28 protein-coding genes are annotated in these 25,483 nt (G+C 49.1%); 16 read left to right on the top strand and 12 right to left on the bottom strand.

Annotation, left to right across the window (positions count from 1 at the left end):
• Positions 1 to 74: 74 nt before the first annotated feature.
• On the top strand, positions 75 to 506 hold the full coding sequence (gene tnpA, locus RBH92_RS08185) for an IS200/IS605 family transposase (protein WP_307931618.1): 432 nt from the start codon (positions 75 to 77) through the stop codon (positions 504 to 506).
• A gap of 157 nt (positions 507 to 663) precedes the next feature.
• Positions 664 to 1,095 (top strand): IS200/IS605 family transposase, encoded by a 432-nt coding sequence (tnpA, locus tag RBH92_RS08180; protein WP_307931469.1) that lies wholly within the window; start codon positions 664 to 666, stop codon positions 1,093 to 1,095.
• 75 nt (positions 1,096 to 1,170) lie between these two features.
• Here the strand turns inward: tnpA (RBH92_RS08180) and smbP are convergent, their stop codons facing one another.
• The 5 genes from smbP to nadA form a co-directional block, all read right to left on the bottom strand.
• The gene (gene smbP, locus RBH92_RS08175; RefSeq protein ID WP_307931617.1) at positions 1,171 to 1,527 is read right to left on the bottom strand and encodes a small metal-binding protein SmbP; all 357 of its coding nucleotides are present in this window, start codon (positions 1,525 to 1,527) and stop codon (positions 1,171 to 1,173) included.
• A gap of 32 nt (positions 1,528 to 1,559) precedes the next feature.
• Entirely contained in the window at positions 1,560 to 2,336 is a 777-nt protein-coding gene (locus RBH92_RS08170; protein ID WP_307931616.1) for an HAD family hydrolase, read from the bottom strand.
• Between the two features lie 3 nt (positions 2,337 to 2,339).
• Complete coding sequence (locus RBH92_RS08165) at positions 2,340 to 3,380, bottom strand: L-threonylcarbamoyladenylate synthase (protein WP_307931615.1); 1,041 nt, start codon at positions 3,378 to 3,380, stop codon at positions 2,340 to 2,342.
• A gap of 54 nt (positions 3,381 to 3,434) precedes the next feature.
• Positions 3,435 to 4,607, bottom strand: coding sequence for a cardiolipin synthase ClsB (gene clsB, locus RBH92_RS08160; protein ID WP_307931614.1), 1,173 nt, complete (start codon positions 4,605 to 4,607; stop codon positions 3,435 to 3,437).
• Positions 4,608 to 4,671: 64 nt separating this feature from the next.
• On the bottom strand, positions 4,672 to 5,769 hold the full coding sequence (nadA, locus tag RBH92_RS08155; RefSeq protein ID WP_307931613.1) for a quinolinate synthase NadA: 1,098 nt from the start codon (positions 5,767 to 5,769) through the stop codon (positions 4,672 to 4,674).
• Positions 5,770 to 6,040: 271 nt separating this feature from the next.
• Here nadA and lptC point away from each other — a divergent pair, with 271 nt between their 5' ends.
• The 8 genes from lptC to RBH92_RS08115 all read left to right on the top strand — a co-directional run bounded on the left by lptC (position 6,041) and on the right by RBH92_RS08115 (position 11,924).
• Complete coding sequence (gene lptC, locus RBH92_RS08150) at positions 6,041 to 6,559, top strand: LPS export ABC transporter periplasmic protein LptC (RefSeq protein ID WP_307931612.1); 519 nt, start codon at positions 6,041 to 6,043, stop codon at positions 6,557 to 6,559.
• 9 nt (positions 6,560 to 6,568) lie between these two features.
• The gene (gene lptA / locus RBH92_RS08145; protein ID WP_307931611.1) at positions 6,569 to 7,102 is read left to right on the top strand and encodes a lipopolysaccharide transport periplasmic protein LptA; all 534 of its coding nucleotides are present in this window, start codon (positions 6,569 to 6,571) and stop codon (positions 7,100 to 7,102) included.
• 41 nt (positions 7,103 to 7,143) lie between these two features.
• Positions 7,144 to 7,866 carry an LPS export ABC transporter ATP-binding protein gene (gene lptB, locus RBH92_RS08140; protein WP_292923841.1) on the top strand — a complete coding sequence of 241 codons (723 nt, stop codon included), beginning with the start codon at positions 7,144 to 7,146 and terminating at the stop codon, positions 7,864 to 7,866.
• 54 nt (positions 7,867 to 7,920) lie between these two features.
• A complete protein-coding gene (locus RBH92_RS08135; protein ID WP_307931610.1) occupies positions 7,921 to 9,369 on the top strand; it encodes an RNA polymerase factor sigma-54 in 1,449 nt (482 codons plus the stop codon).
• 18 nt (positions 9,370 to 9,387) lie between these two features.
• Positions 9,388 to 9,711 carry a ribosome hibernation-promoting factor, HPF/YfiA family gene (gene hpf, locus RBH92_RS08130; protein WP_292923844.1) on the top strand — a complete coding sequence of 108 codons (324 nt, stop codon included), beginning with the start codon at positions 9,388 to 9,390 and terminating at the stop codon, positions 9,709 to 9,711.
• Positions 9,712 to 9,830: 119 nt separating this feature from the next.
• On the top strand, positions 9,831 to 10,301 hold the full coding sequence (locus tag RBH92_RS08125; protein WP_307931609.1) for a PTS sugar transporter subunit IIA: 471 nt from the start codon (positions 9,831 to 9,833) through the stop codon (positions 10,299 to 10,301).
• Entirely contained in the window at positions 10,288 to 11,247 is a 960-nt protein-coding gene (hprK, locus tag RBH92_RS08120) for an HPr(Ser) kinase/phosphatase (RefSeq protein WP_307931608.1), read from the top strand. The genes RBH92_RS08125 and hprK overlap by 14 nt, the downstream gene beginning before the upstream one ends.
• A 50-nt stretch (positions 11,248 to 11,297) precedes the next feature.
• Positions 11,298 to 11,924 (top strand): flavin prenyltransferase UbiX, encoded by a 627-nt coding sequence (locus RBH92_RS08115; protein ID WP_307931607.1) that lies wholly within the window; start codon positions 11,298 to 11,300, stop codon positions 11,922 to 11,924.
• Positions 11,925 to 11,926: 2 nt separating this feature from the next.
• Here the strand turns inward: RBH92_RS08115 and RBH92_RS08110 are convergent, their stop codons facing one another.
• From RBH92_RS08110 to RBH92_RS08090, 5 genes are all read right to left on the bottom strand, one after another.
• Positions 11,927 to 12,556, bottom strand: coding sequence for a 5-formyltetrahydrofolate cyclo-ligase (locus RBH92_RS08110; protein WP_307931606.1), 630 nt, complete (start codon positions 12,554 to 12,556; stop codon positions 11,927 to 11,929).
• 301 nt (positions 12,557 to 12,857) lie between these two features.
• On the bottom strand, positions 12,858 to 13,931 hold the full coding sequence (gene mutY, locus RBH92_RS08105) for an A/G-specific adenine glycosylase (protein ID WP_307931605.1): 1,074 nt from the start codon (positions 13,929 to 13,931) through the stop codon (positions 12,858 to 12,860).
• Between the two features lie 18 nt (positions 13,932 to 13,949).
• Complete coding sequence (locus RBH92_RS08100) at positions 13,950 to 14,204, bottom strand: Rho-binding antiterminator (protein ID WP_292923851.1); 255 nt, start codon at positions 14,202 to 14,204, stop codon at positions 13,950 to 13,952.
• Between the two features lie 103 nt (positions 14,205 to 14,307).
• Positions 14,308 to 15,420: a lytic transglycosylase domain-containing protein gene (locus RBH92_RS08095; RefSeq protein ID WP_307931604.1), complete on the bottom strand. Its 1,113-nt coding sequence runs from the start codon at positions 15,418 to 15,420 to the stop codon at positions 14,308 to 14,310.
• Between the two features lie 36 nt (positions 15,421 to 15,456).
• The gene (locus tag RBH92_RS08090) at positions 15,457 to 16,095 is read right to left on the bottom strand and encodes a hypothetical protein (RefSeq protein WP_307931603.1); all 639 of its coding nucleotides are present in this window, start codon (positions 16,093 to 16,095) and stop codon (positions 15,457 to 15,459) included.
• Positions 16,096 to 16,648: 553 nt separating this feature from the next.
• Here RBH92_RS08090 and RBH92_RS08085 point away from each other — a divergent pair.
• Positions 16,649 to 17,173, top strand: coding sequence for a hypothetical protein (locus RBH92_RS08085; RefSeq protein ID WP_307931602.1), 525 nt, complete (start codon positions 16,649 to 16,651; stop codon positions 17,171 to 17,173).
• A gap of 2 nt (positions 17,174 to 17,175) precedes the next feature.
• Here the strand turns inward: RBH92_RS08085 and RBH92_RS08080 are convergent, their stop codons facing one another.
• Positions 17,176 to 18,210: an IS630 family transposase gene (locus RBH92_RS08080; protein ID WP_307931601.1), complete on the bottom strand. Its 1,035-nt coding sequence runs from the start codon at positions 18,208 to 18,210 to the stop codon at positions 17,176 to 17,178.
• A gap of 6 nt (positions 18,211 to 18,216) precedes the next feature.
• On the opposite strand from RBH92_RS08080, the gene RBH92_RS08075 reads away from it, so the two are divergent.
• On the top strand, positions 18,217 to 18,705 hold the full coding sequence (locus RBH92_RS08075) for a hypothetical protein (protein WP_307931600.1): 489 nt from the start codon (positions 18,217 to 18,219) through the stop codon (positions 18,703 to 18,705).
• 169 nt (positions 18,706 to 18,874) lie between these two features.
• Here the strand turns inward: RBH92_RS08075 and prmB are convergent, their stop codons facing one another.
• Positions 18,875 to 19,780 (bottom strand): 50S ribosomal protein L3 N(5)-glutamine methyltransferase, encoded by a 906-nt coding sequence (gene prmB / locus RBH92_RS08070; RefSeq protein WP_307931599.1) that lies wholly within the window; start codon positions 19,778 to 19,780, stop codon positions 18,875 to 18,877.
• A gap of 136 nt (positions 19,781 to 19,916) precedes the next feature.
• Between prmB and tadA the strand changes: the two genes are divergently transcribed.
• From tadA to RBH92_RS08050, 4 genes are all read left to right on the top strand, one after another.
• Positions 19,917 to 20,399, top strand: a complete 483-nt coding sequence (gene tadA, locus RBH92_RS08065; protein ID WP_307931598.1) for a tRNA adenosine(34) deaminase TadA — start codon at positions 19,917 to 19,919, stop codon at positions 20,397 to 20,399.
• Entirely contained in the window at positions 20,389 to 20,868 is a 480-nt protein-coding gene (locus RBH92_RS08060; RefSeq protein WP_307931597.1) for a L,D-transpeptidase, read from the top strand. Before tadA ends, RBH92_RS08060 begins: the two co-directional genes overlap by 11 nt.
• Before the next feature lie 65 nt (positions 20,869 to 20,933).
• Positions 20,934 to 22,589, top strand: a complete 1,656-nt coding sequence (locus RBH92_RS08055; protein ID WP_307931596.1) for a FecR domain-containing protein — start codon at positions 20,934 to 20,936, stop codon at positions 22,587 to 22,589.
• The gene (locus tag RBH92_RS08050; RefSeq protein ID WP_307931595.1) at positions 22,586 to 25,465 is read left to right on the top strand and encodes an EAL domain-containing protein; all 2,880 of its coding nucleotides are present in this window, start codon (positions 22,586 to 22,588) and stop codon (positions 25,463 to 25,465) included. The genes RBH92_RS08055 and RBH92_RS08050 overlap by 4 nt, the downstream gene beginning before the upstream one ends.
• Positions 25,466 to 25,483 lie beyond the last annotated feature (18 nt).

Genomic DNA, 25,483 nt, shown 5'->3' with positions numbered 1-25,483 from the left:
CATCATAAGGTTAAAACCACCGGCTTCAGCCGGTTAGCTTTAGCTGCGAGAATATGCCACACAGGAGGTGTGGCATGGATTATAGATATGGAAGTCATACGGTTTATCAGATTGAATATCATTTTGTATGGGTAACGAAGTATAGATATAAGATTCTGAAGGGAGAAGTAGCAGAACGAGTACGAGAGTTGGTTCGTCAGACGTGTGAAGCATTTGAAATGAGAATTGTACAGGGTGTAGTAAGTAAGGATCATGTGCATATTCTGGTGAGTTGTCCGCCGGAGATGGCTCCGAGTGAGATCATGAGGCGGCTAAAAGGACGAACATCGAGCTATCTGTTTGAAGAATTTCCTCACTTGAAGAAGCGGTACTGGGGAAGGCATTTTTGGGCGCGAGGGTATTTCTGCGTGACAGTAGGTCAGATGACAGAAGAGATGATCAAACAATACTTGGAGCATCATTTTGAGCCAAATCCAAACGACAATTTTAAAATGGAGCCGGAATAAGACGCGTCGTTTAGTCGACGCGTATCCGGACTTTCAGTCCGTAACTCAAACCCACCGGCTTTAGCCGGTGGTTGTTTATTGTCCATCATAAGGTTAAAACCACCGGCTTCAGCCGGTCAGCTTTAGCTGCGAGAATATGCCACACAGGAGGTGTGGCATGGATTATAGATATGGAAGTCATACGGTTTATCAGATTGAATATCATTTTGTATGGGTAACGAAGTATAGATATAAGATTCTGAAGGGAGAAGTAGCAGAACGAGTACGAGAGTTGGTTCGTCAGACGTGTGAAGCATTTGAAATCGGAATTGTACAGGGTGTAGTAAGTAAGGATCATGTGCATATTCTGGTGAGTTGTCCGCCGGAGATGGCTCCGAGTGAGATCATGAGGCGGCTAAAAGGACGAACATCGAGCTATCTGTTTGAAGAATTTCCTCACTTGAAGAAGCGGTACTGGGGAAGGCATTTTTGGGCGCGAGGGTATTTCTGCGTGACAGTAGGTCAGATGACAGAAGAGATGATCAAACAATACTTGGAGCATCATTTTGAGCCAAATCCAAACGACAATTTTAAAATGGAGCCGGAATAAGACGCGTCGTTTAGTCGACGCGTATCCGGACTTTCAGTCCGTAACTCAAACCCACCGGCTTTAGCCGGTGGTTGTTTAGTTTGTGATTGAAAGGCGCATTTGTTCGATGGCTTTTTCCATGTGTCGAGTCGCAGTCTCCGGATGATTTTGCTTGGCATTTTCAATCGCTTCGTTTAGGTGTTTAATGGATTCATTCAGATGTGGCGACGTATTGGCAAGTTTTTTTTCTGCAGCTTGTGCATGAGTAAGGCTTTCTTGCGCATATTCCAGCAGTGTGCTGGTATGACCGGCTTTGCCGTGTATTTGAGCAGTTTCGGCGTGGTCGATTGCCTCGGTTATTAATGCAGTGGTTTCTCCCGTTGCTGCAACAGATTCATTAGCGGAAATAGGTGCGCTAATCAACATTGCTAATATCAATCCAATTAACTTCATTCTGATTCTCCTTAGTTCTACTATTAAAAGCGTTACGCCGCATGAGAGACCAATTTATTGAGCACTTGGTAGTTAATCCATCCATTTTCTGGATTGCTGCCTGAGATTAGTTTGAATGGTTGGGTTGGTTCTCCCAGGTCTGATACGACTGCAGTTGCGCCGCTAAAGTTTTGCGAACGGGTATAGCCGCTGACAGTAATGAGTGTGGGAAGGCTTGCCGCCAATGCCGATTTCAATCCATTTTCGGAATCTTCTATCGCGATGCATTGGTGTGCAGGCAAACTCAATTGAGTGAGTACCCAATGATAAATATCCGGCGCCGGCTTTTTTGAAGGAACAATGTCACCCGCGCCAATAATATCGAACCAGCCGATGGATTCTTCGCCTAAAGTCGACTTAAGTAAGGCGGTGACATTTTCCATCGTGGTTGTCGTTGCGATAGCCAGTTTTACCTTTTCATGCCGCAATTCGCGGATTAATCTTGCCACCCCGGGCCGCAACGGGATATTTCCAGCTTCCATCAGCGATTCGAAATACTTGGTTTTGGTTTTGTGCAAACCTGCAATCCATTCGGCCAAATCACTTTTATCGAGAAGCGCGGGAACATATTTCTCGATATAGTGACGAATTCGCTCTTTTCCGCCGGTAACCTGCAAAAGATCCCCGTAAAGGTCGACATCCCAGTTCCAATCGAGATCATATTGCTTGAATGCAGCATTAAATGCGATGCGATGACCATCTTGTTCGGTATCGGCGAGTGTGCCGTCCACATCAAAAAGTACCGCTTGAAGTTTTTTAGTGGTATTCATCGGTTAAAGTTGTTCTCCTTGGTTATCAGAAAAATGAAAGCTTGCTCGCTGCAGCCGATCGGTGATCGCGAGCCATTGAAAATCATTTGGGGGTGTCTCAACCAGTAAGTAATCAAATCCTGCCTGATCGAACCGGCGTAAATTTGCATAAAGTTGTTTGCCATATTGAATTGGATCGGCGGGCATGCGGAATTGCTCGAATGATTGATTCGCAGCTTGGGGTTTCCCGGTACTTGACCATGTGATTGCCAGTATGCGCAAGTTTTGTGCGGCTAATGCGGTTGCTTGGCGCCACAGCTCTGTTGCAGGAAATAATCTTAGCGGAGTTGACGGTGCGTAGTGTGCGGGCAATGATCCGGACGAGCGGATGGTGCAGCGGGTTGAGACAGCGATTGGCCTTCCCAGTGCTTCCGCAAGCTCGGCGGGTGTAATTCCTCCGGGCCGTAAAATCAACGGTTCATGCTCATGAAAGCTTATGATCGTGCTTTCTAACCCTACTTCGCAGTCACCACCATCTAAGATCATATCGGCACTGTTCCCAAGCTCCTGTCGGACATGCGCGGCGGAAGTCGGGCTGATCCGGCCAAATCGATTAGCCGACGGCGCAGCCAATGCTTTTTCCGGCCCCAGAGCTTTTAATAAAGCTAATGCGGTCGGATGCGCGGGTATGCGTAAACCCACCGTATCTTGTCCGCCTGTTATGCAATCAGAAATGCGGTGGCTGCGCTGTAAAATAAGCGTTAACGGACCCGGCCAGAAACGATCGGCTAAATCATAGGCAGTTTCCGGTATCGCCTCAGCCCAATAAGCAAGGTCGGAAATTGACGCGATGTGCACAATCAATGGGTGATCGAAGGGGCGTTGCTTGATTTCGTAAATCTTGCGAATGGCATCGGGATTTGTGGCGTCGGCACCGAGACCGTAGACGGTTTCGGTGGGAAACGCAACGGTGCCGCCTTCGCGTATTATCCGGGCAGCAGCGGCAATTTGTTCCGATTGACCGGGAAGTTGATTGGATTGTTGTTGACCTTTAAACGGATACATGTCGATAATTCCCGGCCATCAGTAAAAGTTGAGTGAATGCATAACGCCGGTCATTTATTGCTGATTGTCATACCAATCATAGCCAAGCACACCTTGCAGGGTGCGGACAAAATAAAAGCATAGCCAATTGATTATAAAATTTCGCCAGGAAAAAAATTTATTGTCAGCCGGGGTTACTGCGACAGATTCTTTCGTGATTGCGGTTCTTAAACTGATTCTTAATTCCGACGCGATATCTTGGTTTTCAATAAGAACATTGGCTTCGCGCGCCAGCAGCAAACTAAACGGATCAATGTTGGAAGAGCCTACAGTGACCCAATATTGATCGATCACAGCGACCTTCGCATGCAGATAGCTGCGGTTGTATTCATAAATTTTTATTCCCGACTTCAATAGATTTTCGTATAGCGCTTGGGTTGCATGATACTGTAAACGGTATTCGATTTTTCCTTGCAATAACAGTTCAACGCTCACTCCACGCTTAACCGCATGCTTCAAAGCATTGCTGAATTTTCTTCCCGGCAGGAAATAAGCATTTGCGATAATAATCTCTGTTTTTGCCTGGTTGATGGCTTCCAGGTAAGCATGTTCGATATCATGGCGATGACGCCAATTATCACGGATAACAAAAGCCGCTTTGTGATTTCCGCAACGTGTGCCGGCTGGCGCTACAGCATCCGGCGTAATCCAGCGCTTCTTCAAGTGAGCCCAGGCAACCAGCATCCATAGATGCTTAATGGCTTTATGGATCTGTAATAGTAAGGGTCCTGTGACTACAACCGCATAATCGAAGCGAGGCGTCAGATGCTCCGGATTATCCTCGTCATCAATGATATTAATTCCGCCGATGAACGCGGTGTGAGCATCGATCATTACCAGTTTGCGATGCATTCGCCGCAACCGGTAACGGCCAAGTCTTGCAAAAATAAGTTCAGGTCTGAAAATCAGGATCTTAATACCGGCTTGCAACAGGTTGTTAATGGTTTCTTTGGACAAATTCTGTGAACCGAATCCATCTAGAAGCAGGTAAACGGTGACACCGCGCTGCACCGCGCGTGTTAAAGCAGCGGCTATTTTGGTACCGACCGCATCCAATTCAAAAATATACGTCTCAATATGTATTTCAAATCGCGCTGTTTCGATTGCGGCTTCGAGCACTGGAAAGTATTCTTCGCCGTTATGCAATAACGAGATCTGATTGCCTTCAACAAAATGAAACTTTGACATTGGCTGATAGTAGTTGCGGGTACGTGATCGCAAAGTTCTCGCCGGTTGTCGCGGCAAAATCCGATTATGAAATCTTCAGCATCCGGTCTAATGCGATTCTGGCCAGTCTGGCTTCAGTCTCGGGAACCTTGATTTGATTCACGACATTGCCGCTGACAAGGTTTTCCAGTGTCCAAGCCAGATGCTGCGGATCGATTCGAGCCATCGTGGAGCACATGCAAACCATCGGCGACATGAACTGAATAATTTTTCCTTGCGATTTGAATTCTTCGGTGATCCGGCTGACGAGATTCAATTCGGTGCCGACCAGCCAGCGAGTTCCGCTTTCAGCCGCCGCGATGGTTTTAATGATGTATTCGGTGGAGCCGACGTAATCGGATGCCTTGCATACTTCAAAACTGCATTCGGGATGCGAGATGACGATGCCATCGGGATATTGATTGCGAAAGCGGATAATGTGGTGCGGTTGAAACATTTGATGCACCGAACAGTGGCCTTTCCAAAGCAATATCTTGGCGTTCTTGATTTGTTCCCGTGTCAACCCGCCCATCGGTTCGTCAAAGTTCCATACCGGCATTTGTTCCAGTGAAATGCCTGACTGATGGCCGCTCCAGCGGCCTAGATGCTGGTCGGGAAAGAACAATACTTTTTCCCGTTGCTTGAACGACCACTGCAGCACTTTGCCAGCGTTGCTGGAGGTGCAAACGATGCCGCCATGTTCACCGCAAAAAGCTTTCAGATCGGCTGAGGAATTTATATAGGTAACCGGTGTAATCACTTCATCAGGATCAAGCACTTCGGCAAGCTCTCGCCAAGCGCGTTCAACATTTGCCAGGTTAGCCATATCGGCCATTGAACAGCCGGCGGCCATGTCCGGCAAAATAGCGATTTGTTCAGGGCTTGAAAGCATATCCGCAACTTCCGCCATGAAGTGCACGCCGCAAAAAACCAGATAATCGGCGTCAGTCTGCGCAGCCAGGAAAGAGAGCTTTAAAGAATCGCCGGTTAAATCCGCGTGCCGGTAAACATCCGCGCGTTGATAATGATGCGCCAGAATGACAGCGCGATCCCCCAACGTTTTTTTAGCCGCGATGATGCGCTGTGTGCAGGCTTCATCCTGTAACTGCTCATACTTCTCAAAATCGATTGCTGTCTGGAGCATTGTAATGGGTGTGTTCCTAATGGTTTATCGGAATGTCCGGTATATTTTATTCCAAGATAGGGTTGCAAGTTAGATATTTAAAGACTTGCAACGAAACCGGCAATCAGGATGATTGGTAAAATGGTGATACGCGTTCTGCTATAATTCAATAAATAGGTAAAACAGGTTTTTTGAGTCAAGCATCAATACAAAAAGAGAAAACAAAACCCCGAGCCATAACCTAATGATCAAGCGCCCGTTTATTAGTTCACCGGTAATTCTACTTATTATTTTGGCATTATTGACATTCTGGCTTGATCATATGACTCGTCCGCCTGAGTCTGTTAGCGACGAAAGTTTGAGTTTGAATCCGGATTATATTGTTGAAGAGCTATCCGGTGTTCGAATGGACTACGAACAGCACATCCAACGCAAATTTGCCGCTCAAAAGCTTTTTCATTTTTTAGATGCGGAAGTCACGCAATTGGAACAAGTGAGCTTCGCAAATGCCGATCCCAAAAATCCGCTGATGCGTGTTTATGCTGAACGCGCTGAAATTATCAACAAAGGAGAAGATGTTTATCTGACCGGGAATGTGAAAGCGGTGCGAGGCACTGATGAGGATAACGGCAATATCACAATGGTGACGGACTTCTTGCATTTGATCCCTAAGGAAAATTTGGTAAAAACGGATCAGCCGGTCACTATTGCCAGATTCGATACCACCATCAAGGCAATCGGTTTGGAATTTGATAACCGCATTGGCATGATACAACTACTATCCAGTGTAAGAGCAGTCAATACGAAGTAATTTGAACATATGATGAAAATAATTTTTGTTGTAAGTCTGTTGAGTCTATTGTTTGTTCATTCTGCCAACGCCGAGAAGGGCGACCGGAAAAAGCCGATCTATTTGGAAGCGGACCGCGCTACTGTTGAGGATGTCAACCGCAAAGAAGGAAGCCGGGTCAGCGTGTTTACCGGTAATGTGATTCTGACGCAAGGAACTTTGCGGATTACTGCCGATAAAATGATTATGAAAGAAGATGTGCAAGGGTTCCGCCATGCAACGGCGATCGGCGAGCTTGTGACTTTCCGGCAGAAGCGGGATGGACTCGATGAATATGTAGAAGGCTGGAGCGAGCGTGCGGAATACGACAGCAAAACCGATAAAATCGAGCTGTTCCGGCAGGCGCGGCTGAAACGCGGCACGGATGAAGTTCAAGGCGATTATATTGCCTACGATATGAATAGCGAATTTTTTCAGGTTAAAGGCAGTAAGGAACGAGGGGTCGAGTCGGGTCCCGACAAGCGGGTACGGATAACCATCCAGCCTAAAAACAAATCTGAATAGATTTTACCGGTATCCGATTCTTTTGAAGGTTGCGTCAGCAGATGAGTGAATTAAGAGCGAGTAATTTAAAAAAGCGATATAAATCGCGCACCGTCGTGCAAGATGTTTCTTTTTCGCTTGGGAGCGGGGAAGTGATCGGATTGCTGGGGCCTAACGGCGCCGGTAAAACGACTTGCTTTTATATGATCGTTGGATTGATCCCGCTGGATAGCGGCGGTGTTTTCATGGACGGAGAAGACTTAAGCCAGTTGCCGATCCATCGAAGAGCTAAATTAGGGTTGAGTTACCTGCCGCAAGAGGCATCGATTTTCCGGCGGCTGACGGTTGAAGAAAATATTCTGGCGGTGTTAGAGCTGCAGAATCTGGATGAAGAGACGAAACAGCGGTATTTAGACGATTTATTACACGATTTGCACATCAGTCATTTGCGCGATAATCCAGCTATCAGCTTGTCCGGAGGTGAGCGCCGCCGTGTGGAAATAGCCCGCGCTTTGGCGTCGCAACCACGTTTCATTTTATTGGACGAGCCTTTTGCCGGTGTTGATCCAATTGCTGTGTTGGATATTCAGAAAGTCATTGCTTTTCTGAAGGAGCGGAATATCGGTGTTTTGATTACCGATCATAATGTTCGTGAAACATTAGGGATTTGCGATCGTGCATACATCATCAGCGACGGACATGTGCTGGCTCAAGGCAGATCGGAAGAAATTATTGATAATGAGAAAGTTAGAGAAGTTTATTTGGGTGAACATTTCCGGATGTAGTTTCGGGAGACGGCTTGAATCGTTATTTTCAGTAATCGTTGTTTTTTCAGTGTCATGAAGCCAGCACTCCAACTTAAATTATCGCAACAATTGAGGTTGACGCCTCAGTTGCAACAATCTATCCGGTTGCTTCAATTATCGACGCTCGAGCTTAATCAGGAGATCGAGCGGATTGTGCAGGAAAATCCATTACTGGAAGTGTATGAAGAGTGGGATGTATCGACGGCTGAGAACGCCATCGAATCCACCGAAGCTTCCAATGCTGAAGACTTTAATCAGGTCTCCGCGGAAGATACTGTGTCTTTAAACGATGATGCTGCGGAAGATAATTTTGATTCCAATCCGGAATGGCCGCAAGAGAATGCTTCAGCTTCGAGTGGTTTCGAGGATGGTGATCGTGATTCATCACAGTTACTGGCGGAACCATCAAGTTTGCGGGAACATTTATATTTTCAAACCGCTTTAAGTCATATTTCAGAATCCCGGAAAAATCTAGTACGCTTGTTAATCGATAGCCTGGATGAAGATGGTTATCTGTTGCAGGATCTAAGCGAATTGCAGGAAATGCTGCCCGAAGAATTGGGGATTGCGCAAAATGACTTGGAAGAGGCGCTCGACTGCTTGCAACATTTTGATCCGGCCGGCGTAGGCGCGAGGAATTTGAAAGAGTGTCTGGTATTGCAGTTAAAAGCGCTGCCCGGCGAAGTCTGTTACCGGGAACAAGCCATTCGAGTTGTGCGGGAATATCTGGAAATTCTGGCATCCCATGATTTCATGCAAATCAAGAAATTATTGGGGTGTGAAGATCAAAGCTTGCGTGCCATTCAGAAGCTGATCACGAACTTGAATCCAAAACCGGGTGCGCAGTTTAATTTACATAGTGAACGCTATATCGTTCCGGATATCACGGTTGCCAAGAAAGACGGAACCTGGGTGGCGAGCCTGAATCAGGCTGCAATTCCGCGTCTCAATATCAATCATCTCTATGCTAATATATTAAAGCAGGAGCATCATTCCGAACGTGGTTTGATAAACCAATTGAATGAAGCTAAGTGGTTGATTAAGAACATTCAGCAACGCTCAAGTACCATTCACAAAGTAGCCAGTGTCATTGTGGAGCGTCAACAGCAATTTTTTGAGCATGGAGATGTTGCCATGCGGCCGCTGGTGTTACGGGAAATCGCGGAGGTGTTGAATCTTCACGAATCGACGGTATCCCGGGTCACCACGCAAAAATTTATGTATACTCCGCGTGGCATTTTTGAACTGAAATATTTTTTTGGTAGTCATGTTGCCACCGATTCCGGCGGCGCTTGTTCTGCGACGGCTATCCGTGCATTAATCAAGCAGCTGGTACAGGAAGAAAATCCAAGGAAACCGCTCAGCGATAATAAAATCTCAAACATACTGGAACAACAAGGAATCGTTGTCGCCCGTCGCACTATTGCAAAATACCGGGAATCGTTACAGATTCCTGCAGCCAATCTTCGTAAATCCATTTAACAGAATAAGGGAATAATAATGAACTTAAAACTTACCGGTAACCATGTAGAAATTACTGATGCAATGCGCGATTATGTCACTTCAAAAATCGGGAAGATTACACGGCATTTTGATCATGTTATTGATGTCAGCGTCATCCTGTCGGTGGAGAAACTCAAGCAAAAGGCCGAGGCCAATGTTCATATACGCGGCAAAGATATTTTCGTCGAGACCGACAGTGAAGACATGTATGCATCTATTGACAGCTTGGTTGATAAGCTCGATCGGCAGATACTCAAGCACAAGGAAAAAAACCTGGAGCGGCGCAATCACGGCGCGTTAAAAGATCAAGAGCTGGAATGATTAAAAATATAAAGCAGTTCGGCTTTCATATGAATACCCGATAGCTGTTACATTTTTATTCACACGCGCCGTGTTCAAGAAACTGCAAATTTAATCTCCGTTTATAAATTCAATTTTCCATGAATCAGATTTCGCAATTGTTACCACTCTCCAATGTCATTGTCGATCTCGATGTGACCAGCAAGAAACGTGTTTTCGAGCAAGCCGGGTTGTTATTTGAGAATACCAATCATATTGCGCGGAGCCAGGTTTTTGATAGCTTGTTTGCACGCGAGAAATTGGGTTCGACAGGGTTGGGGCAGGGAGTCGCGATTCCGCATGGCCGGATTAAAGGTTTGCGCGAGGCGGTCGCTGCGCTGGTGACAATGAAGGAGGGCATTCCATTCGATGCGCCGGATGGACAACCGGTGAATATTGCCTGCATTTTATTAGTTCCGGAAAAAGCCACTGACAAGCATTTGCAAATTCTAAGCGAACTGGCGCAGATGTTCAGCGATAGACAGTTTCGTGAACACATCCTGCAGTGCAAGGATGCGGCCACGATTCACAAGCTGATAGTTGATTGGGAGTCTTCCAGTGTCCCGAATTAGCATTGCACAACTTTTTGAAGATAAAAAAGAAAAACTCAAGCTGAGTTGGATTGCCGGTCAAAGCGGTAGCTCGATTGAGCTGAGTGAAGACGAAATTTCCCATTCGGGCCAAGGCATGATCGGGCATTTGAATTTTATCCATCCGGATCGCATACAGGTCATCAGCAGCGATGAGATTCACTATCTGAACAAACAGGAAGCTGCTTCCTTAGAGAAGAAAATCAATCAGCTAATACAAAGTAATCTGGCTTGCATCATTGTTGCGGATGATGCGGAGGTTCCTAAAGCGATTCTCGATATGGCCAATGCGCATAATATTCCTTTGTTGCATTCGCCGTATCCCGGGCTGGAAGTAATTTGGCTGATACGGACTTATCTGAGCGGCATCTTGGCGCCTTCGTGCAGTTTGCACGGTGTATTGCTGGATGTGCTGGGGATGGGCGTGATGATTACCGGCGAGAGCGGTGTCGGTAAAAGCGAGCTTGCGCTGGAATTAATCAGCCGCGGGCATGGACTGGTTGCGGACGATGTCGTGGAATTGCGCCGGATTGCTCCGGAAACACTGGAAGGCCGTTGTCCGCCGATGTTAAGGGATTATCTGGAAGTGCGCGGCCTTGGCATGTTGAATATCCGCACCATTTTTGGTGAAACCGCAGTGCGTCGGCGCAAGAACATGAAGCTGATCGTGCATTTGCAGAATATTGCGATGACCGGCACGGGCGTGCTGGAAAGATTGCCGATCAGCGATCTGACTGAGAATATTATCAATGTCGATATCCGCAAAGTGATTATTCCGGTGGCGCCGGGCCGCAATCTGGCGGTACTGGTGGAAGCGGCAGTGAGAAATTATGTATTACAGTTGCGCGGTATCGATGGCACCAAAGAATTCATTGAGCGCCATGAGCGTGCGATGATTGACGGATCCGCTGATAAGTATCAATACTGACACGCATCCGGTTTCGCTTATTTCCTTTTCCTGCCGGATATCCCAAAATAATGCGAACGAACATTGATTATCCTGCAACGATTACCCTGGCGTTTACCGGCGCATCGGGAATGCCGTATGGAATTCGCTTGCTTGAAGTGTTGTTGCAGCAAGGCAAGCAAGTCTATTTGTTATATTCCAAAGTCGCGCAAATCGTCGCGCAACAGGAAATGGAACTGGCGTTGCCATCCAGCGCCAAGGAAACTGAAGCTTTTCTGCGAAGCCGTTATGGCGTTACAAACGAACAATTGCGGGTATTCGGGCGCGAGGAATGGTTCGCGCCGGTGGCTTCCGGCTCCAATCCCGCCGATGCTATGGTGATTTGTCCCTGTACCATGGGTACTTTGGCGGCGGTTGCCGCCGGTTTGAGTCAGAATCTGATCGAACGGTCCGCCGATGTGATGCTGAAAGAGAACCGTCCGCTCATTATCGTGCCGCGGGAAACACCATTTTCTCCAATCCATTTGGAAAATATGCTGAAGCTGGCGCGAAGCGGCGCGGTCATCCTGCCGGCCAATCCGGGTTTTTATCATCACCCGCAAACCGTGCAGGATTTAGTGGATTTCGTGGTTGCGCGCGTGCTTGATCATTTGCATGTCAACCATGACTTGATGCCGCGCTGGGGCGAGGAAAACTGAGACTACTGCTGGTGCGAGCCTGATCCGGAGTTTTGCAGCGTTAAAGCGGGGAATAAGTGATGCTCCCGTGTTTGAAAAATGCCGGCCTCAGTGATCACAAAATGCATCGAGATATCATGTGCTTGCGGGTGAATGTTGGGTAGCCGCTGCAGTTCAAAAGCGACACCGATGGTTAAAGGCTGGCGTTCGTAGGTTGCCAGGGTGCGATCATAGTAACCGCTGCCGTAGCCAAGGCGGTAGCCTTGCGGATCAAAACCGACCATCGGAATAATAACCGCATCAAGCCTGACAATCGGGCTGCTGTCCGGCACCGGGATACCATAAGCGCCGGCTTTCATAGGCATATCCGGCAGCCACTCGCGAAAGCACAGCGGTTTATTTTTTTCGATAACTTCCGGTAGCGCCAGTGTTGCGCCCTGCTGCAGAAAATGGGCGGCCAGCGGACGCGGGTCGTATTCACCGCGAAACGGCCAATAAATTCCGATCGTCATGTGTTGCGGTTGCGCCAGTCCCTGTTTGAGAAAGGCCGAAATCGCGCCGCTCCATTGCCGATGCAAATCCTCCGCAACCGATTCGCGCGCAGCAATCAATTGTTGACGCTGCTGTTTCTTCCATTCTTTCAAATTATCCATGTTGATCGCTGCAAAAAGCTAAGGAAGCGCTGATTAATTGACTGCACGAGCGAATTGCTTCGTTGCGCGGTACTCACTCCCTCGCCTATCGGATTGATATGTCTCGGTTGTTGCGTTCCGTGCGCCTCGCCCTTCATCACGTTCGTTGAATTAATCAGCGCTTCTCTAAGGAAATGCTGAATAATTGGCTACACAAGCGGTCTGCCGCATTGGGTGGTGCTCGGAAATTCGCCTATCACGATGATTTGCCTCATTTTCTGCGCTCCATCCGCCTTGCATTTCATCTTGTTCCTCGAATTATTCAGCATTTCCCTAAGGGTAGCTTACCGGCCGAAAAGTTTTGCATCAATATCGATCGTATCGGCGCCGGTATCCCAAGTTCCAGCGCTTCCGCTGGTTTCAACCAGATGTAATCCGGGGATGCCACCCGGCTATCCGCTGCTACATCCAAGCATTGCGGGTATATGCGCAATTTAAAATGAGTGAACTGGTGGTCCAAAGCCGGCATTTCAACCGGTGATTGAACCGCGATCCCCCATTGCTGGCGGCAGTAATCCACAGCGTCCGCGCCAATTGTCATTTCCGGCGGACACCATAAACCACCCCAGATACCGGATGATGGCCTTTTTTCAAGCAATAACCGCTGTTGATGTTGTAGCAGCAGTAATACGGTTTCTTTTCGTGGTAATGGTTTGCGTGGTTTTGCAGCAGGTAGTTGCGCGACACGTTGTTGCTGCCAAGCGATGCATTGCGGTTGCAACGGACACAGATCGCATTGTGGCTTGCTGCGGGTGCAAACGGTGGAACCCAAATCCATCAAAGCTTGCGTATAAATTTCGATAAGGCCGCCACGATGATCCGCAGGTAACGCCGCTTCGGCTTGTTGCCATAACAGTTTCTGAATTTTCGGCTGGCCGGGATAACCGGCGATGCCAAAAAAGCGCGCGAGAATCCGTTTCACGTTGCCGTCGAGTATCGCTTCACGCTGACCAAACGCAAAAACCGCAATCGCAGCGGCAGTCGAGCGGCCGATACCGGGAAGTTGCTGGATGCGCTCGCGTGATTCGGGAAATTGTCCTTGGTGTTCTTGCATAATGCGTTGAGCGGCTAAATGTAAATTACGCGCACGTGAGTAATAACCCAAGCCGCTCCATAAAGCGAGCACTGCATCGAGTGGCGCGTTTGCCAAGCTATCAACGGCCGGGAATGTCTGCATGAAACGCTGATAGTAAGGAATAACCGTGCTGACCTGGGTTTGTTGCAGCATAATTTCCGAAATCCAGATTGCATACGGATCGCGGCGCTGTTGCCACGGCAGATCGTGGCGGCCGTTCAGCGGGTGCCAGCGGATCAAATGCTCTGCAAGGGACGGCATCGGCAAATATGCGGACAATTAATCGAACACGACTTCGCTGAACTTGGCGTTAGGCGTTAAAACTTCCATCTTGGCGAGCGACATCAAATCGACTTGCTGCTGCGTATCGTTTTCGACGATCAGGCATTCGCGCTTGTCGGGCGTGCTGGCGATATCGACGGCTTTGCCTTCGATTACTTGACCGTCCTTTAAAATGAGCTTCAATTGATAGCGGTACATGCACGCGACTTCGACAAAATCGTGCAGTTCGCAGTCAATCACGGTATTAGACATCGTTGTGACTCCTTTCATAAAATGGAAACCGGATGCGTACTATACACGCAAAGCCGTTAAGCGAATCAATGCTCGCGTATCTAAAAGCGCCTCAACACCGTCATCACAAACCGCCATGCAATCCCGGTATGCCGATGCGCTGGATGCGGATGGCATTACTGCCTTCTTCATACGCCAGCAGCTTGCCTTCTTGGTGCCATAGCCGGAATGCCAGCGAATAACTCAACACCCGGATCGGATAATCGCGCGGCAATGTTTGCAGATACGGCTGTATCGTGGTGAAGTCGGTTGCGCCGTATTGTTGCATGATGAAGCGCAGGCCGCCGTTTGCCGGGCCGATGTTATACGCCAGCAGTCCCAGAAACAGATCGCCGTTCATTTCCGCCAAATAGTGTTTGAACGTCGCGGCAGCAACGAAGGCATTGTGCTTGTGATTATCCAATGCAATTTTTTCCACACCCAGGTATCGGCGCGCCTGGTTGATCGCTGCTTCCGGCACGCGTGTGATTTGAAACAAACCACGTCCGCCGTCGCTGCTGGTGCGCGGAATGAATGATGATTCGGTCGCTGCGAGACCGTGCAGTAAGTGAACATCGATTCTGAATATCCGCGATGCATCTTCGATCGCTTCACGATAATCCCGGGAACGGTCGAGCATTTTCTGCAACTGCGCTGGATCTTGCCGCCGGTATGCGGCGTAGACTTGGTGCGCAATCGTTACGCGCCCGGCTTCTTCCTTGCCGCCGACCAGTGTGCGGAAATGGCCGTATGCCATGGTGAATTGGTCGTGCGTGACAAACCACATGGTTTGCAATGCGAGCGCTACCGATAAAGCGAGAATCCAATATTCCGAATGCAACCGCAGCCATTGCCGCAACTTCCACCACCCGATCAGGAAGATGCTGGTTATCAGTATCAATATCAGAATGCCTGCGGTAAATGGCAACATATTGGCAAAAAAACCGGCGCCTGAAAACCGGTTGGCAGCATGACCAAGCAGCACGATAGTCGCGCATGCCGCGGCAATGAACAACGCGGTGATTTCAATGCTGGTGAACAGCAGTTTTCGCCGGAACCCATCGAACAGGTTTTTTGAGGGACGCCTGCGGGTTCTCGGTAAGATGCGATCGCTGCCTATCACCGCATTACGCCGGCGTTTAAGTCTAGGCTTCGGTTGTCTTGATGGAGAATTATTGATGCGCGTGGTGTTGTTCACTGGGGAGTGATTTGATAAAAGTGCGTTGTCACCGAGTTACAGTTCTTGCCAATCGGCACAACGCGGATTAGACCCTTGACTGAGCTGCCGTCCGGTTGCGCCGGAAAGAATTGTGCGTAAATTCAGCTCATTGGCCGCGCTCAAGTCGATCTGGCGGTGGATGTCTTCACGGACTCTATTTTGCAATACTGCATCGACACGATCGAAATTGGTGACATCGAACTGACCGTAATCCACCCGGGAGCGGAGGATGCATAAGCCGGGTTCGTTCAGATTGGTTGCCCAGACGGCTTTGTAATTCAACGAAAATCGCAACTCTACCGGAAACTCGATGCGACCGGCCGTAACGCATTGCGCGGAGGGCAGCGGCTGCAATGCGACTGCATGAGCATCGGCGTTGTAGCGCGAATCGCGAGGTACACAGGCAGCGATCGCGTTTTCTTCTCCTCCAGGGAAAATCGTGATGCCTGCGGTGCCGGATAAACGCTGAGCTTTTAACTGATATCCCGCGCAAAATTGCTGTCCGCCGATTGTGAGCAGTTCGGGTGCTCTATCCGGCATGGATTGGCTCAGGCTGAGACCGGAATTGATGCCTTGCGGATCGGAAGTGCATGCGTTGGGGAAAGGTACATTATTGTCCGGGGTCGGATTGGTTGTGCCACAACTTGCTAGCATCCCCGCAATCCAGAAAATTGCCAAAATTTTGACCGGTATATTGGAATTTACTGGGGCTATACGGTTATACGGGACCATGTTTCTCTCCTTATCCGGCAAAGTTGCATTGCTGTGAATGACGGGACTGTTAACATTTTGATCGATTTTAACATCGAAATTTTTGTAATCACATGCAAAATGATTTAAAGGGTTGTTGGCTATGGTATTAACTGCTTCCGCTGCAGCAAAAACACAAATTAATTCACATTGCTAGTCAATTGCTTATGATTTAAAGAAGGACAAAGCTAACCTTGATTGATAACTTGAGGAAGTACATTTGTTGGCGCGAGTTGGCGGTTTAACAAAAATGATGTTGTTTTTCCTGAATTTACCGGATCATCAAAATGGAATATGAATGAATTTGAAGTTTGATAGAACTGCATAAAAGAAATCGTGACTAGTCAATAGGGTATTTGTATCAGCTGAATTGTTCTAATACTTTGTATCTTTGCTGGCGAACTGTCTATTTATTTCCGATATCTTCTTGTAGAATGCTTCATTTGAGGAGGAAATCATGAAAAAAATCAATAATATTGAGAATAAAGTCAACATGTTTTCAAGTGCGAAACACTACTTGCTTGCTAATCCAACAGGAGGTATAGCGCAAATATTTGGTGTTATCGCCATGATGTGTTTAATGAGTATGGAAGCAATCGCAGCAACTGCAATAACAAGAGCGGCTGCGTGGCCGGCAAGTTGGGAACGGCCCTTGAAAAAAACTAGCTTGCAGGTAACAGCGAACTATGGAGCGCTGTCACTTGGGTGTCCGAATGCCATTAAGAATGGTGGTAATTATGAGTATTACCTCGAATCAGGACGGTCGAAGCATACTGGAACTGATTTTGCTGCAACCACAGAGGATGAAGCGCAAGCCATCGGTGACGGTAGGATAATAAAAGTAGGGGAATTGTGGGGTTCAGCATCACACGAAGTATTTTTGATTGAGTATTTTGACAGAAACGGCAAGTCACTGACTATCGCACATGCACATTTACAACTGGCTACTAACCCGCGTACTATTGATCCGGCCATTAAATAGTTTTAAGCGGCATATTTTACATATGGATCTTGGAAGTAAGAAGCAACACGCTCTGGATTGTTCTCCAGCATCGTCATGTGATCGTTGGCAGCGTTACGCAATTTTTCCTTGGTACGCGTCGGCACTTTAGAACCGATAGCCTGTTTCAAATCTGAATTTAATCGCTCTTCTGGATTTAATTCCGGACTGTAGCTGGGCAAATAAAAGCATTCGATTTTTTCCTTATTTTCTTCCAGCCAAGCCTTTACTGGTTTGCTGTGGTGTACTCTCAAATTATCCAGGATCAAGAACACTTTTTTCTCCGTATCTTTGATCAGAAGCTCAAAAAACTCAATGAGCCGATCCGAATTGAAATTGCCATCGATAATCTGCCACCGTGCACAACCTTTGTTTGTCACTGTGGCAATCATTGACAGTCGTTGTCGTGTACCAGGCGCATAGGCTACCGGCGTTTTTCCCTTGGGTGCAAAACCACGTCCTCGCACATCCGTGTTGACTAGTGCTGTTTCATCACCCCAGTGAATTTCACCGCCTTCAGTTCGAGCGCGTCTGGCTATCTCCGGGTATTGCTCATTGAGCCATTGCTTTACCGCTTCCGGGCGTTGTTCGTAAGCACGCCGGATCGGCTTCTGCGGGGTAAACCCCCATCGTTTAAGGTAGTGCCCCACCGTACGTATCGGCATGGATAGGCCACATTCCTGCTGGATTAACTGACTCACCGCGCCACGATTCCACAATGCAAAATCCATCTTCAGTTGCTCAGGACGCTTATCGCAAATAAGCCGTTGCAATCTCAACTCCTGCTCTTCGCTGAGGCTGCGCTTGTCACCCACGCTTCGTCCCCGTCTACCAGGTTTTAGTCCAGCTGCGCCAGCTGTTTCATAAAGTCGAATAATCTTCTTCACAGCCGTGTCGCTCAGTTCCGTTATTTGCGCTATTTGCACAGAAGTGCTGCCTCGCTTGTAAAGACGAATCACTTGCCGCCGCCGTTCATGCAGCGCTTCATCCTTTAAGGTTCTTGCATCTATTTTCTCCATTCTTCTATGGGCATGCAATATCACTCAAAGTTCAAACTATTTATTGGCCGGGTCTATAATCAAGATTGGAAAGAAGGTGATTATGTATTGAAGGGCGAAGTGCTAGGGAAGCCTGTCTACGCCTTTGAAGGAGTACATTTGCACGTTGGTATGGTAACAGGTACAAAAACATCGGTTGCAGCAACAGCAAAACCTAGAGACGTAAGCGGGGATTGCAAGTACAAATCAAACGGAACAGTCGATGTCGAAAAGGAGCTTGCAAAGCGAGTGCATGCGCCGATGAGCGGTAGTATAGTCGGCTGGAAAAATAGTGACGGATCGATTACAAGTTGGAGGGTGTACAAGGTTAATGGTGAACTTGTGCGTCGATGGATTCCGAGTCAGGAAGTCTATTGGTGTTTCAGGAACAAAAGTGTAATTGATCGTGGCCCGATGCCTGCAAAGTTTCTTGACCAACTTCCCGATCAGTATGGTATACACGCGTCATGTAAATGACTTCCTAAACCAGAAGTTCTTGGGGTGCGTTATTTTTTGATTTGTACACGTTTTTCTCTTAAGCAAATTCATTCTGGTAATACAAAAAAGAGCCAGAAATATCAGCGAGAAGGTCTATTTTTTATAGCTATGATTTGTCGTTATTTTTTGAGATGGAGATCAATAAGAATCATGATTTTCCGCGTGATAATTGACTCTGCTGCAACAAAAACACAAATTCATCACCGCTGCTGGTTTCCAGCCAGGTAAACGGTAATTGCGGAAATGCCAGTTCCAGGGCATCGCGGTTGTGGCCGATTTCGACGATAAGGATGCCGTCTTCGGTTAAGTGCCGGGCGGCATGCTGCAGGATTTGCCGGGTGGCATCGAGACCGTCTGCGCCGCTTGCCAGCGCGTTTTCCGGTTCATGACGGTATTCCTGCGGCAGTTGCGCCATCGATTCGGCATTGACGTACGGCGGGTTGCTGATGATCAGATCATAACGTTTTCCTTGCAGCGCCGAAAACAAATCGGATTCGATCAGGCTGATACGATCTTGCAATCCATAATCCTCCACGTTTTTATGCGCGACGGCGAGCGCATCCACGGAAATGTCGGCGGCGTCGATCTGCGCATTTGCAAAGGCGTGAGCCATCAAAATGGCAAGACAACCGGAGCCGGTGCAGAGATCGAGCGCCGATGTGACCTGGTCGGGGTCGCCGATCCACGGTGACAATTGCGTTTGCAGCAGTTCGGCAATGAACGAACGCGGGATGATGACGCGCTCGTCGACATAAAAACTGAATTCGCCGAGCCAGGCCTCATGCGTCAGATAGGCAGCGGGGATGCGCTCATGAACGCGGCGCTCGAGAATGGCGAGAACCTGTTTGCATTCGGTTGCGGTGACACGCGCATCGAGAAACGGTTCAAGCTGGTCGAGTGGCAAATAGAGCGTTTTCAGAATAAGATAGGCGGCTTCATCGTAGGCAGTGGCGGAGCCGTGGCCGGAATGCAATCCGGCTTTGTTAAACTGGCTGACAGCAAAACGTAACAAGTCGCGGACCGTGTGAAGATGTGTGTGCGCTTCGGAAAACATGGTGTCAATAATCGGCTGGTTTAATCAATGTGGAAAAACAATTTGAACCGGCGGTTTCCGCCTTTACGCGCTGCAATGTATCATAATTAATCATTTCTTTACCCAAAACTTTATCATTCCGGATTTAAGAGAACCGATGACGGAAGCGGATACACAATTTATGCAGGCGGCCTTGGCGCTCGCGCAACAGGCGCAGGCATGCGGTGAAGTGCCGGTCGGCGCGGTAGTGGTACAACGCGGCATCATCGTCGGACGCGGCCACAACCGCCCGATTTCCGCCACCGATCCGACAGCGCATGCTGAAATTATGGCGTTGCGCGATGCCGGCAATCATTTACGCAATTACCGCTTGCTCGATTGTACCTTGTATGTCACCTTGGAGCCGTGCGTGATGTGCATCGGCGCGATGTTTCACGCGCGCATTCAACGCCTGGTTTTTGCCGCAAACGATCCCAAGACCGGCGCATGCGGCAGCGTCATCGATTTGCCGATGGAAAACCGCCTGAATCATCATTTACAGGTCACTGCCGGCGTGCTTGCGCCGGAAGCCGGGTCGTTACTCAAACAATTTTTTGCGCAACGCCGCAAATCAACCGGGCCGTGCAATCATGCGCATTAATATTCATATTGCTGTTCAGGAGCTGGAATTATTCGATGCGCAAGAGCGGATTATCAAGCGATACCGCATTTCATCGGCCAGAAACGGCACCGGGCAGGAAAACGGCAGTTTCCGCACGCCGCTCGGTAAACATATCATCCGCGCCAAGATCGGCGCCGGGCAGCCGCTCAATACCGTATTCGTGCGGCGCCGCCCGACCGGTGAAATTTATTCGCCGCAACTGGCGGAACAATTTCCCAAACGCGACTGGATTCTTACCCGCATTCTCTGGCTATCCGGCTGCGAACCGGGATTTAACCGCCTAGGCCCGGTCGATACCATGCGCCGCTATATTTATATCCACGGTACGCCGGACAGCGTGGAAATGGGTAAACCGGGGTCGATCGGCTGTATTCGCATGCGTAATAGCGACTTGGTGGAGATGTTCGATCTCGTCGAGGCCGGCACGCCGGTTAAAATCATTGCATAGCTAATTTTAAGTTTTTCCCTTAAAATTCAGAATAATCTGACACGAGCTACGAGCCGGAGAAGCTGATGAAACTTTGCAAATCAAATATGAATTGGATTGGCTGGGTATGGATGTTTACCGGTTTGCTGGCAATGACGGCACCTGCGGCCGCCGAAGAATGGATTTATACCGTACGTCCCGGCGATAACTTGTGGAATGTCACCGAGCGGCATCTCAGCAGCATGCGCTATGTTCGCCAGTTGCAACAGCTCAACAAAATCCTTAATCCCTATGCGATTCCGCCGGGAACCCAAATCAGGATACCGGTAGCCTGGTCAAAACAAACAACTGATGGTGTCAGCGCCCGCGTGATCAATGTGCAAGGGACGGCGATGTTGAAGCGCTCCGATTCCGGTGAAAATATACCCATCGAACTGGGGATGCAGCTGTTCGCCGGTGATGAGATCCGCAGTGACAACGACGGTTTTGTCACTGTTGAATTTGCCGATCATTCGATTCTGCGCTTACAGGACGGTAGTCTGATCCGCATCAATGCGATGAAAATCTTCGGTGACTTCGGCCTGGTGGATACTTTGATAGATTTGCAGCAGGGAAGAACGGAAAGTGCCGTGCCGGAGAAATCGGAGACCGGTACGCGATTCCGGATTAAAACGCCCTCAGCGGTGAGTTCGGTGCGTGGTACGGATTTTCGTGTCGGCATGACCGGTATGAACGAAAGCACCAGCAGCGAGGTATTAAGCGGATTAGTGCAAGTGAGCGCTGAAGCCAAAGAAATCGGTGTTCCGGCCGGTTATGGAACTGTCACTGCGCAAGGATTGCCGCCGGGTGCGCCGGTCAAGTTGCTGCCGCCGCCGGATCTAAGCAGCACGCCATCGTTGTATGAACAATTACCGCTGGTCATTACCTTGAATCCGTTGGAAGGCGCGGTGGCTTACCGCGCGCAGATTGCCAGCGATCAAAATTTTGAGAGCCTGAGGACCGAATTTACCACCGGCAAACTGCCGTTCCGCGATGGCGATATTCCCGACGGTGATTACTGGCTGCGTGTTCGTGGCATTGATGTGAACGGCATTGAAGGCTATGACGCAGTGATTGCTTTCACATTGAACGCCCGCCCGGAACCGCCTTTCATTCTAGCGCCTTTGCCGGATGGCGTGGCGGACCCGGTGGCCCGGGAATTTCAATGGGCGGTGCAGCCGGAAGCCTCGCACTATATTGTGATGGTGAGCAAGGATGCCGGTTTCACGGATCTGATTGCGCAAGATACGCAAGTTAAAAACAACAAATTCCATTTGACCGATCCGCTGACGCCGGGCCATTATTTTTGGCGGATTGCATCGGTTTCTGAGACCGAGGGCATGGGCCCGTTTACCGATGCCATACCTTTCCGGATGCCTTATCCCGGGCCAGCGATGGAAGAAACCAAGTTCGATAAGTCGCAAATGACATTCGGATGGCGCGCGGGCGGCGAGGGACAGCGCTTTCATTTTCAACTGGCGAGCGACAAGGAATTCCAGCAAATTTTGCATGACGAGCAAACGCCGGCAACACGGCTGACGGTTCAACGCCCCGACGGCGGTACTTACTATCTTCGTACCAAAACCATCGAAGCGGATGGATTTGAAGGGCCTTGGGGGCCGCCGCAAGCCGTTGAAATACCCTATGCCAATCCCTATTGGCTGATATTGCCATTCGCGCCGCTCATTGATCTGTTGTTATGATCCAGTGGTTACACAGGATTTATCGCAGCACGTTTCTGCTGCGCGCATTTCTGTTGCTTTCGGGCGTCGGCGCATTGTCTTATTTCGATACGCTGGAACGGATCGATGCGGTTCTTTATGACCGGCTCACGGTCGTGCGGCACGACGTGCCCGACGATCGTATTGCCATCGTGGCGATTGATGAAAGCAGTTTGCAAATGTTAGGCCGCTGGCCTTGGTCAAGAAGCGTACACGCTGAGCTTATTCAACGGCTCCAACGTGCCGGGAGTCGCGTGATTGCGCTTGATTTATTGTTTGCGGAGCCTCAGGAAAATGATCGCTATGCGGATGAACTGCTTGCATCGGCCATGGCGCAGCATGGCGCGGTAATTTTACCGGTAGCGCCGGGTGAGAACGGTTTTGAACAAATTTTCCTGGTTGAGCCGCTGAATATCTTCCGGCAGCATGCAATTCTAGGTCATACGGATATCGAATTGGATAGCGACGGCATTGCCCGCCGTATTTATCTGAAAGCAGGAATCGATCAACCCGTCTGGCCGGCGCTGGGGTTTGCGGTCGCAAATTATGCCAAGACCGGACCGGTAACCGATGACTCTCAATCTTTTTCCGGTTACGGCAGCGCAGCCGCCGGAATTTGGGTACGGACCCAGGAGGTGTTGATACCTTACGCCGGACCGTCCGGCAGTTTCCGGCAATTTTCGTATGCGCAGGTATTGTCGGATGATCGCCTGCTTGCCGGTTTGCGAGACAAAATTGTATTGGTCGGCATGACAGCTGCCGGCATGGGAACAAGATTTGCAACGCCGGTTTCTCCGGTGAACCGGCAACCCATGAGCGGCATTGAATGGCACGCTAATGTGGTAAACATGTTGCTGCATGATCGTGCCGTTACGCCGCTTCCCAGTGTGATGGCATGTATCGCTTCAGCCACATGGGTATTGATGATTTTGCTCGTGGCCGGTATTTATTTACGCAGTATTTCCATCCCTTGGTTATCGGCTGCGCTGATATCCGGATTATTGCTGGTTTGGCTGTTATTGAATCATGGCCGTATCTGGTTTCCGCCAACGGCAGCCATGCTTGGCACCATTGCAATTTATCCATTGCTGAATTGGAAGCGGATCAACGAGTTCATGTATTCGCTGTTTCAAACCAAAGTCCAGTCGAGCGCAGCGTTGGAGTCTGTAGGAGACGGCGTTATCACCACCGATGCGCAAGATCAAATTGTCTATATGAACAAGGGAGCGGAGAGAATCCTTGGGTTGCCTTTAAATATGGTGCAAGGCGTTTTATTGACCAAGCTGATCAGGCTGAGTCAAATGCGCGATGGCAGCTCAACCGGACCGGATGATTTTGAATTGTTCCTTTCCGCCTCCGATGCGACGACGATGCAGTGTTATGTCAACACCACCGGTAACGAGAAACGCGCGGTGCGTATTTCCCGGCATGTGCTGCGCGATGAACAGGATGTCCTGATCGGCTACGTGGTGGCATTGGCGGATATTACCGATACCGTTGAGTTGACTCGGCAGGTCGCTTATCAGGCAAGCTACGACAGTTTGACCCAATTGCCCAACCGGGCTTTGCTAATGGCGCGATTCGAAGAAATGACGGCGGCCTCAATCCCGCAAACGATTGCCGTTTTTTTTGTGGCACTCGACGGTTTTAAAAAAATTAACGATGCCTTGGGTCATCGCGCCGGCGATGAATTATTGAAAATGGTTTCACAACGGCTTGTCGAAACCGTAGGGCCGGATCCGATCGCGGCGCGCTGGGGAGGCGATGAATTTGTTCTATTATTCAATTCTTTGGATAAAGAAGAAGGCGCGCTTCAGTTAGCGCAGAAAATTCTCGCTGCGATCCGCCATCAATTCCATTTGCTCGATCAGGATATATTCGTAACGGTGAGTATCGGTATCAGCTTTTTTCCGGACAATGGCGCCAATTGCGAAGAAGTTTTGGAGCGTGCCAGTACCGCGATTCATCGCGTAAAAAATGAGGGTGGCGACAATTTCGGATTTTATTCAAGTGAGTCGTCGATGGCATGGACGCGTGACCGGTTGGAGCTGGAGAAGGAATTGCGGCTGGCGTTAAGCCATGATGGATTGCTGGTGTTATATCAGCCGATCGTCGATGTGTACCAGCGGCGCATTGTGCGCTTGGAAGCGCTGGTGCGGTGGCCGCATCGCAGCCGGGGCGAATTATCCCCCAGCGAGTTTGTTCCATTGGCGGAAAGCGTCGGATTGATGGGGCAATTGGGAGAGAAGGTGCTGCGCACGGCGTGCCGGGATGCCCGGCGGTTAATTTCCGATGGGCGAGCCGTTCATATTTCCGTCAATGTGCACCCGCATCAATTGTTGCACGGTAATTTCGTGCACACCCTGTCGCAGGTATTAATGGAAACGCAATTGCCGCCGGCTTCGTTGATACTCGAAGTTACCGAAACCGCCGTCGTTTGCGATTTGGGGCGCGCTTCCGAGATTTTGGAGCGGATCCGGGCGCTGGGTGTTTTGATTGCGCTCGATGATTTTGGCACCGGGTATTCTTCACTGACGCTGCTGCGGGAATTGCCGATCGATATTCTGAAAATTGATAAGTCGTTTATCCGGGCTTTGGATCAGAATCTCAATGACTTAACCATTGTACAAGCCATCATCGGTCTGGGAGGGAATCTTGGGTTGGCGATTATCGCGGAAGGCGTTGAATCGGAAAAGCAGGTGCGGATATTAATGGATAATCACTGTCATTTGCAGCAAGGTTATTACTTCAGCCGCCCGATACCGTTTGACGCGGTGGTGCAACTGCTGAACGAAGCGAATCAACCCAATCCGGTTTCCATCGAGCGATTATGTGGTTTACTTGAAGTGAAGCAGTAGCTCCAATCCATTGATCTG

The sequence above is a fragment of the Nitrosomonas sp. sh817 genome, assembly GCF_030908545.1.
Lineage (GTDB): Bacteria > Pseudomonadota > Gammaproteobacteria > Burkholderiales > Nitrosomonadaceae > Nitrosomonas.
Note: the sequence above shows the minus strand (reverse complement) of the source record. Positions and strands in the feature narration are given on the sequence as shown.

What these genes read in the sequence shown, in the direction of transcription:
- tnpA (WP_307931618.1), top strand. Translation starts at nt 75, where the DNA reads ATGGATTATAGATATGGAAGTCATACGGTTTATCAGATTGAATATCAT.
- tnpA (WP_307931469.1), top strand. Translation starts at nt 664, where the DNA reads ATGGATTATAGATATGGAAGTCATACGGTTTATCAGATTGAATATCAT.
- smbP (WP_307931617.1), bottom strand. Translation starts at nt 1,527, where the DNA reads ATGAAGTTAATTGGATTGATATTAGCAATGTTGATTAGCGCACCTATT.
- RBH92_RS08170 (WP_307931616.1), bottom strand. Translation starts at nt 2,336, where the DNA reads ATGAATACCACTAAAAAACTTCAAGCGGTACTTTTTGATGTGGACGGC.
- RBH92_RS08165 (WP_307931615.1), bottom strand. Translation starts at nt 3,380, where the DNA reads ATGTATCCGTTTAAAGGTCAACAACAATCCAATCAACTTCCCGGTCAA.
- clsB (WP_307931614.1), bottom strand. Translation starts at nt 4,607, where the DNA reads ATGTCAAAGTTTCATTTTGTTGAAGGCAATCAGATCTCGTTATTGCAT.
- nadA (WP_307931613.1), bottom strand. Translation starts at nt 5,769, where the DNA reads ATGCTCCAGACAGCAATCGATTTTGAGAAGTATGAGCAGTTACAGGAT.
- lptA (WP_307931611.1), top strand. Translation starts at nt 6,569, where the DNA reads ATGATGAAAATAATTTTTGTTGTAAGTCTGTTGAGTCTATTGTTTGTT.
- lptB (WP_292923841.1), top strand. Translation starts at nt 7,144, where the DNA reads ATGAGTGAATTAAGAGCGAGTAATTTAAAAAAGCGATATAAATCGCGC.
- RBH92_RS08135 (WP_307931610.1), top strand. Translation starts at nt 7,921, where the DNA reads ATGAAGCCAGCACTCCAACTTAAATTATCGCAACAATTGAGGTTGACG.
- hpf (WP_292923844.1), top strand. Translation starts at nt 9,388, where the DNA reads ATGAACTTAAAACTTACCGGTAACCATGTAGAAATTACTGATGCAATG.
- RBH92_RS08125 (WP_307931609.1), top strand. Translation starts at nt 9,831, where the DNA reads ATGAATCAGATTTCGCAATTGTTACCACTCTCCAATGTCATTGTCGAT.
- RBH92_RS08115 (WP_307931607.1), top strand. Translation starts at nt 11,298, where the DNA reads ATGCGAACGAACATTGATTATCCTGCAACGATTACCCTGGCGTTTACC.
- RBH92_RS08110 (WP_307931606.1), bottom strand. Translation starts at nt 12,556, where the DNA reads ATGGATAATTTGAAAGAATGGAAGAAACAGCAGCGTCAACAATTGATT.
- mutY (WP_307931605.1), bottom strand. Translation starts at nt 13,931, where the DNA reads ATGCCGTCCCTTGCAGAGCATTTGATCCGCTGGCACCCGCTGAACGGC.
- RBH92_RS08100 (WP_292923851.1), bottom strand. Translation starts at nt 14,204, where the DNA reads ATGTCTAATACCGTGATTGACTGCGAACTGCACGATTTTGTCGAAGTC.
- RBH92_RS08090 (WP_307931603.1), bottom strand. Translation starts at nt 16,095, where the DNA reads ATGCTAGCAAGTTGTGGCACAACCAATCCGACCCCGGACAATAATGTA.
- RBH92_RS08085 (WP_307931602.1), top strand. Translation starts at nt 16,649, where the DNA reads ATGAAAAAAATCAATAATATTGAGAATAAAGTCAACATGTTTTCAAGT.
- RBH92_RS08080 (WP_307931601.1), bottom strand. Translation starts at nt 18,210, where the DNA reads ATGGAGAAAATAGATGCAAGAACCTTAAAGGATGAAGCGCTGCATGAA.
- RBH92_RS08075 (WP_307931600.1), top strand. Translation starts at nt 18,217, where the DNA reads ATGGGCATGCAATATCACTCAAAGTTCAAACTATTTATTGGCCGGGTC.
- prmB (WP_307931599.1), bottom strand. Translation starts at nt 19,780, where the DNA reads ATGTTTTCCGAAGCGCACACACATCTTCACACGGTCCGCGACTTGTTA.
- tadA (WP_307931598.1), top strand. Translation starts at nt 19,917, where the DNA reads ATGACGGAAGCGGATACACAATTTATGCAGGCGGCCTTGGCGCTCGCG.
- RBH92_RS08060 (WP_307931597.1), top strand. Translation starts at nt 20,389, where the DNA reads ATGCGCATTAATATTCATATTGCTGTTCAGGAGCTGGAATTATTCGAT.
- RBH92_RS08055 (WP_307931596.1), top strand. Translation starts at nt 20,934, where the DNA reads ATGAAACTTTGCAAATCAAATATGAATTGGATTGGCTGGGTATGGATG.
- RBH92_RS08050 (WP_307931595.1), top strand. Translation starts at nt 22,586, where the DNA reads ATGATCCAGTGGTTACACAGGATTTATCGCAGCACGTTTCTGCTGCGC.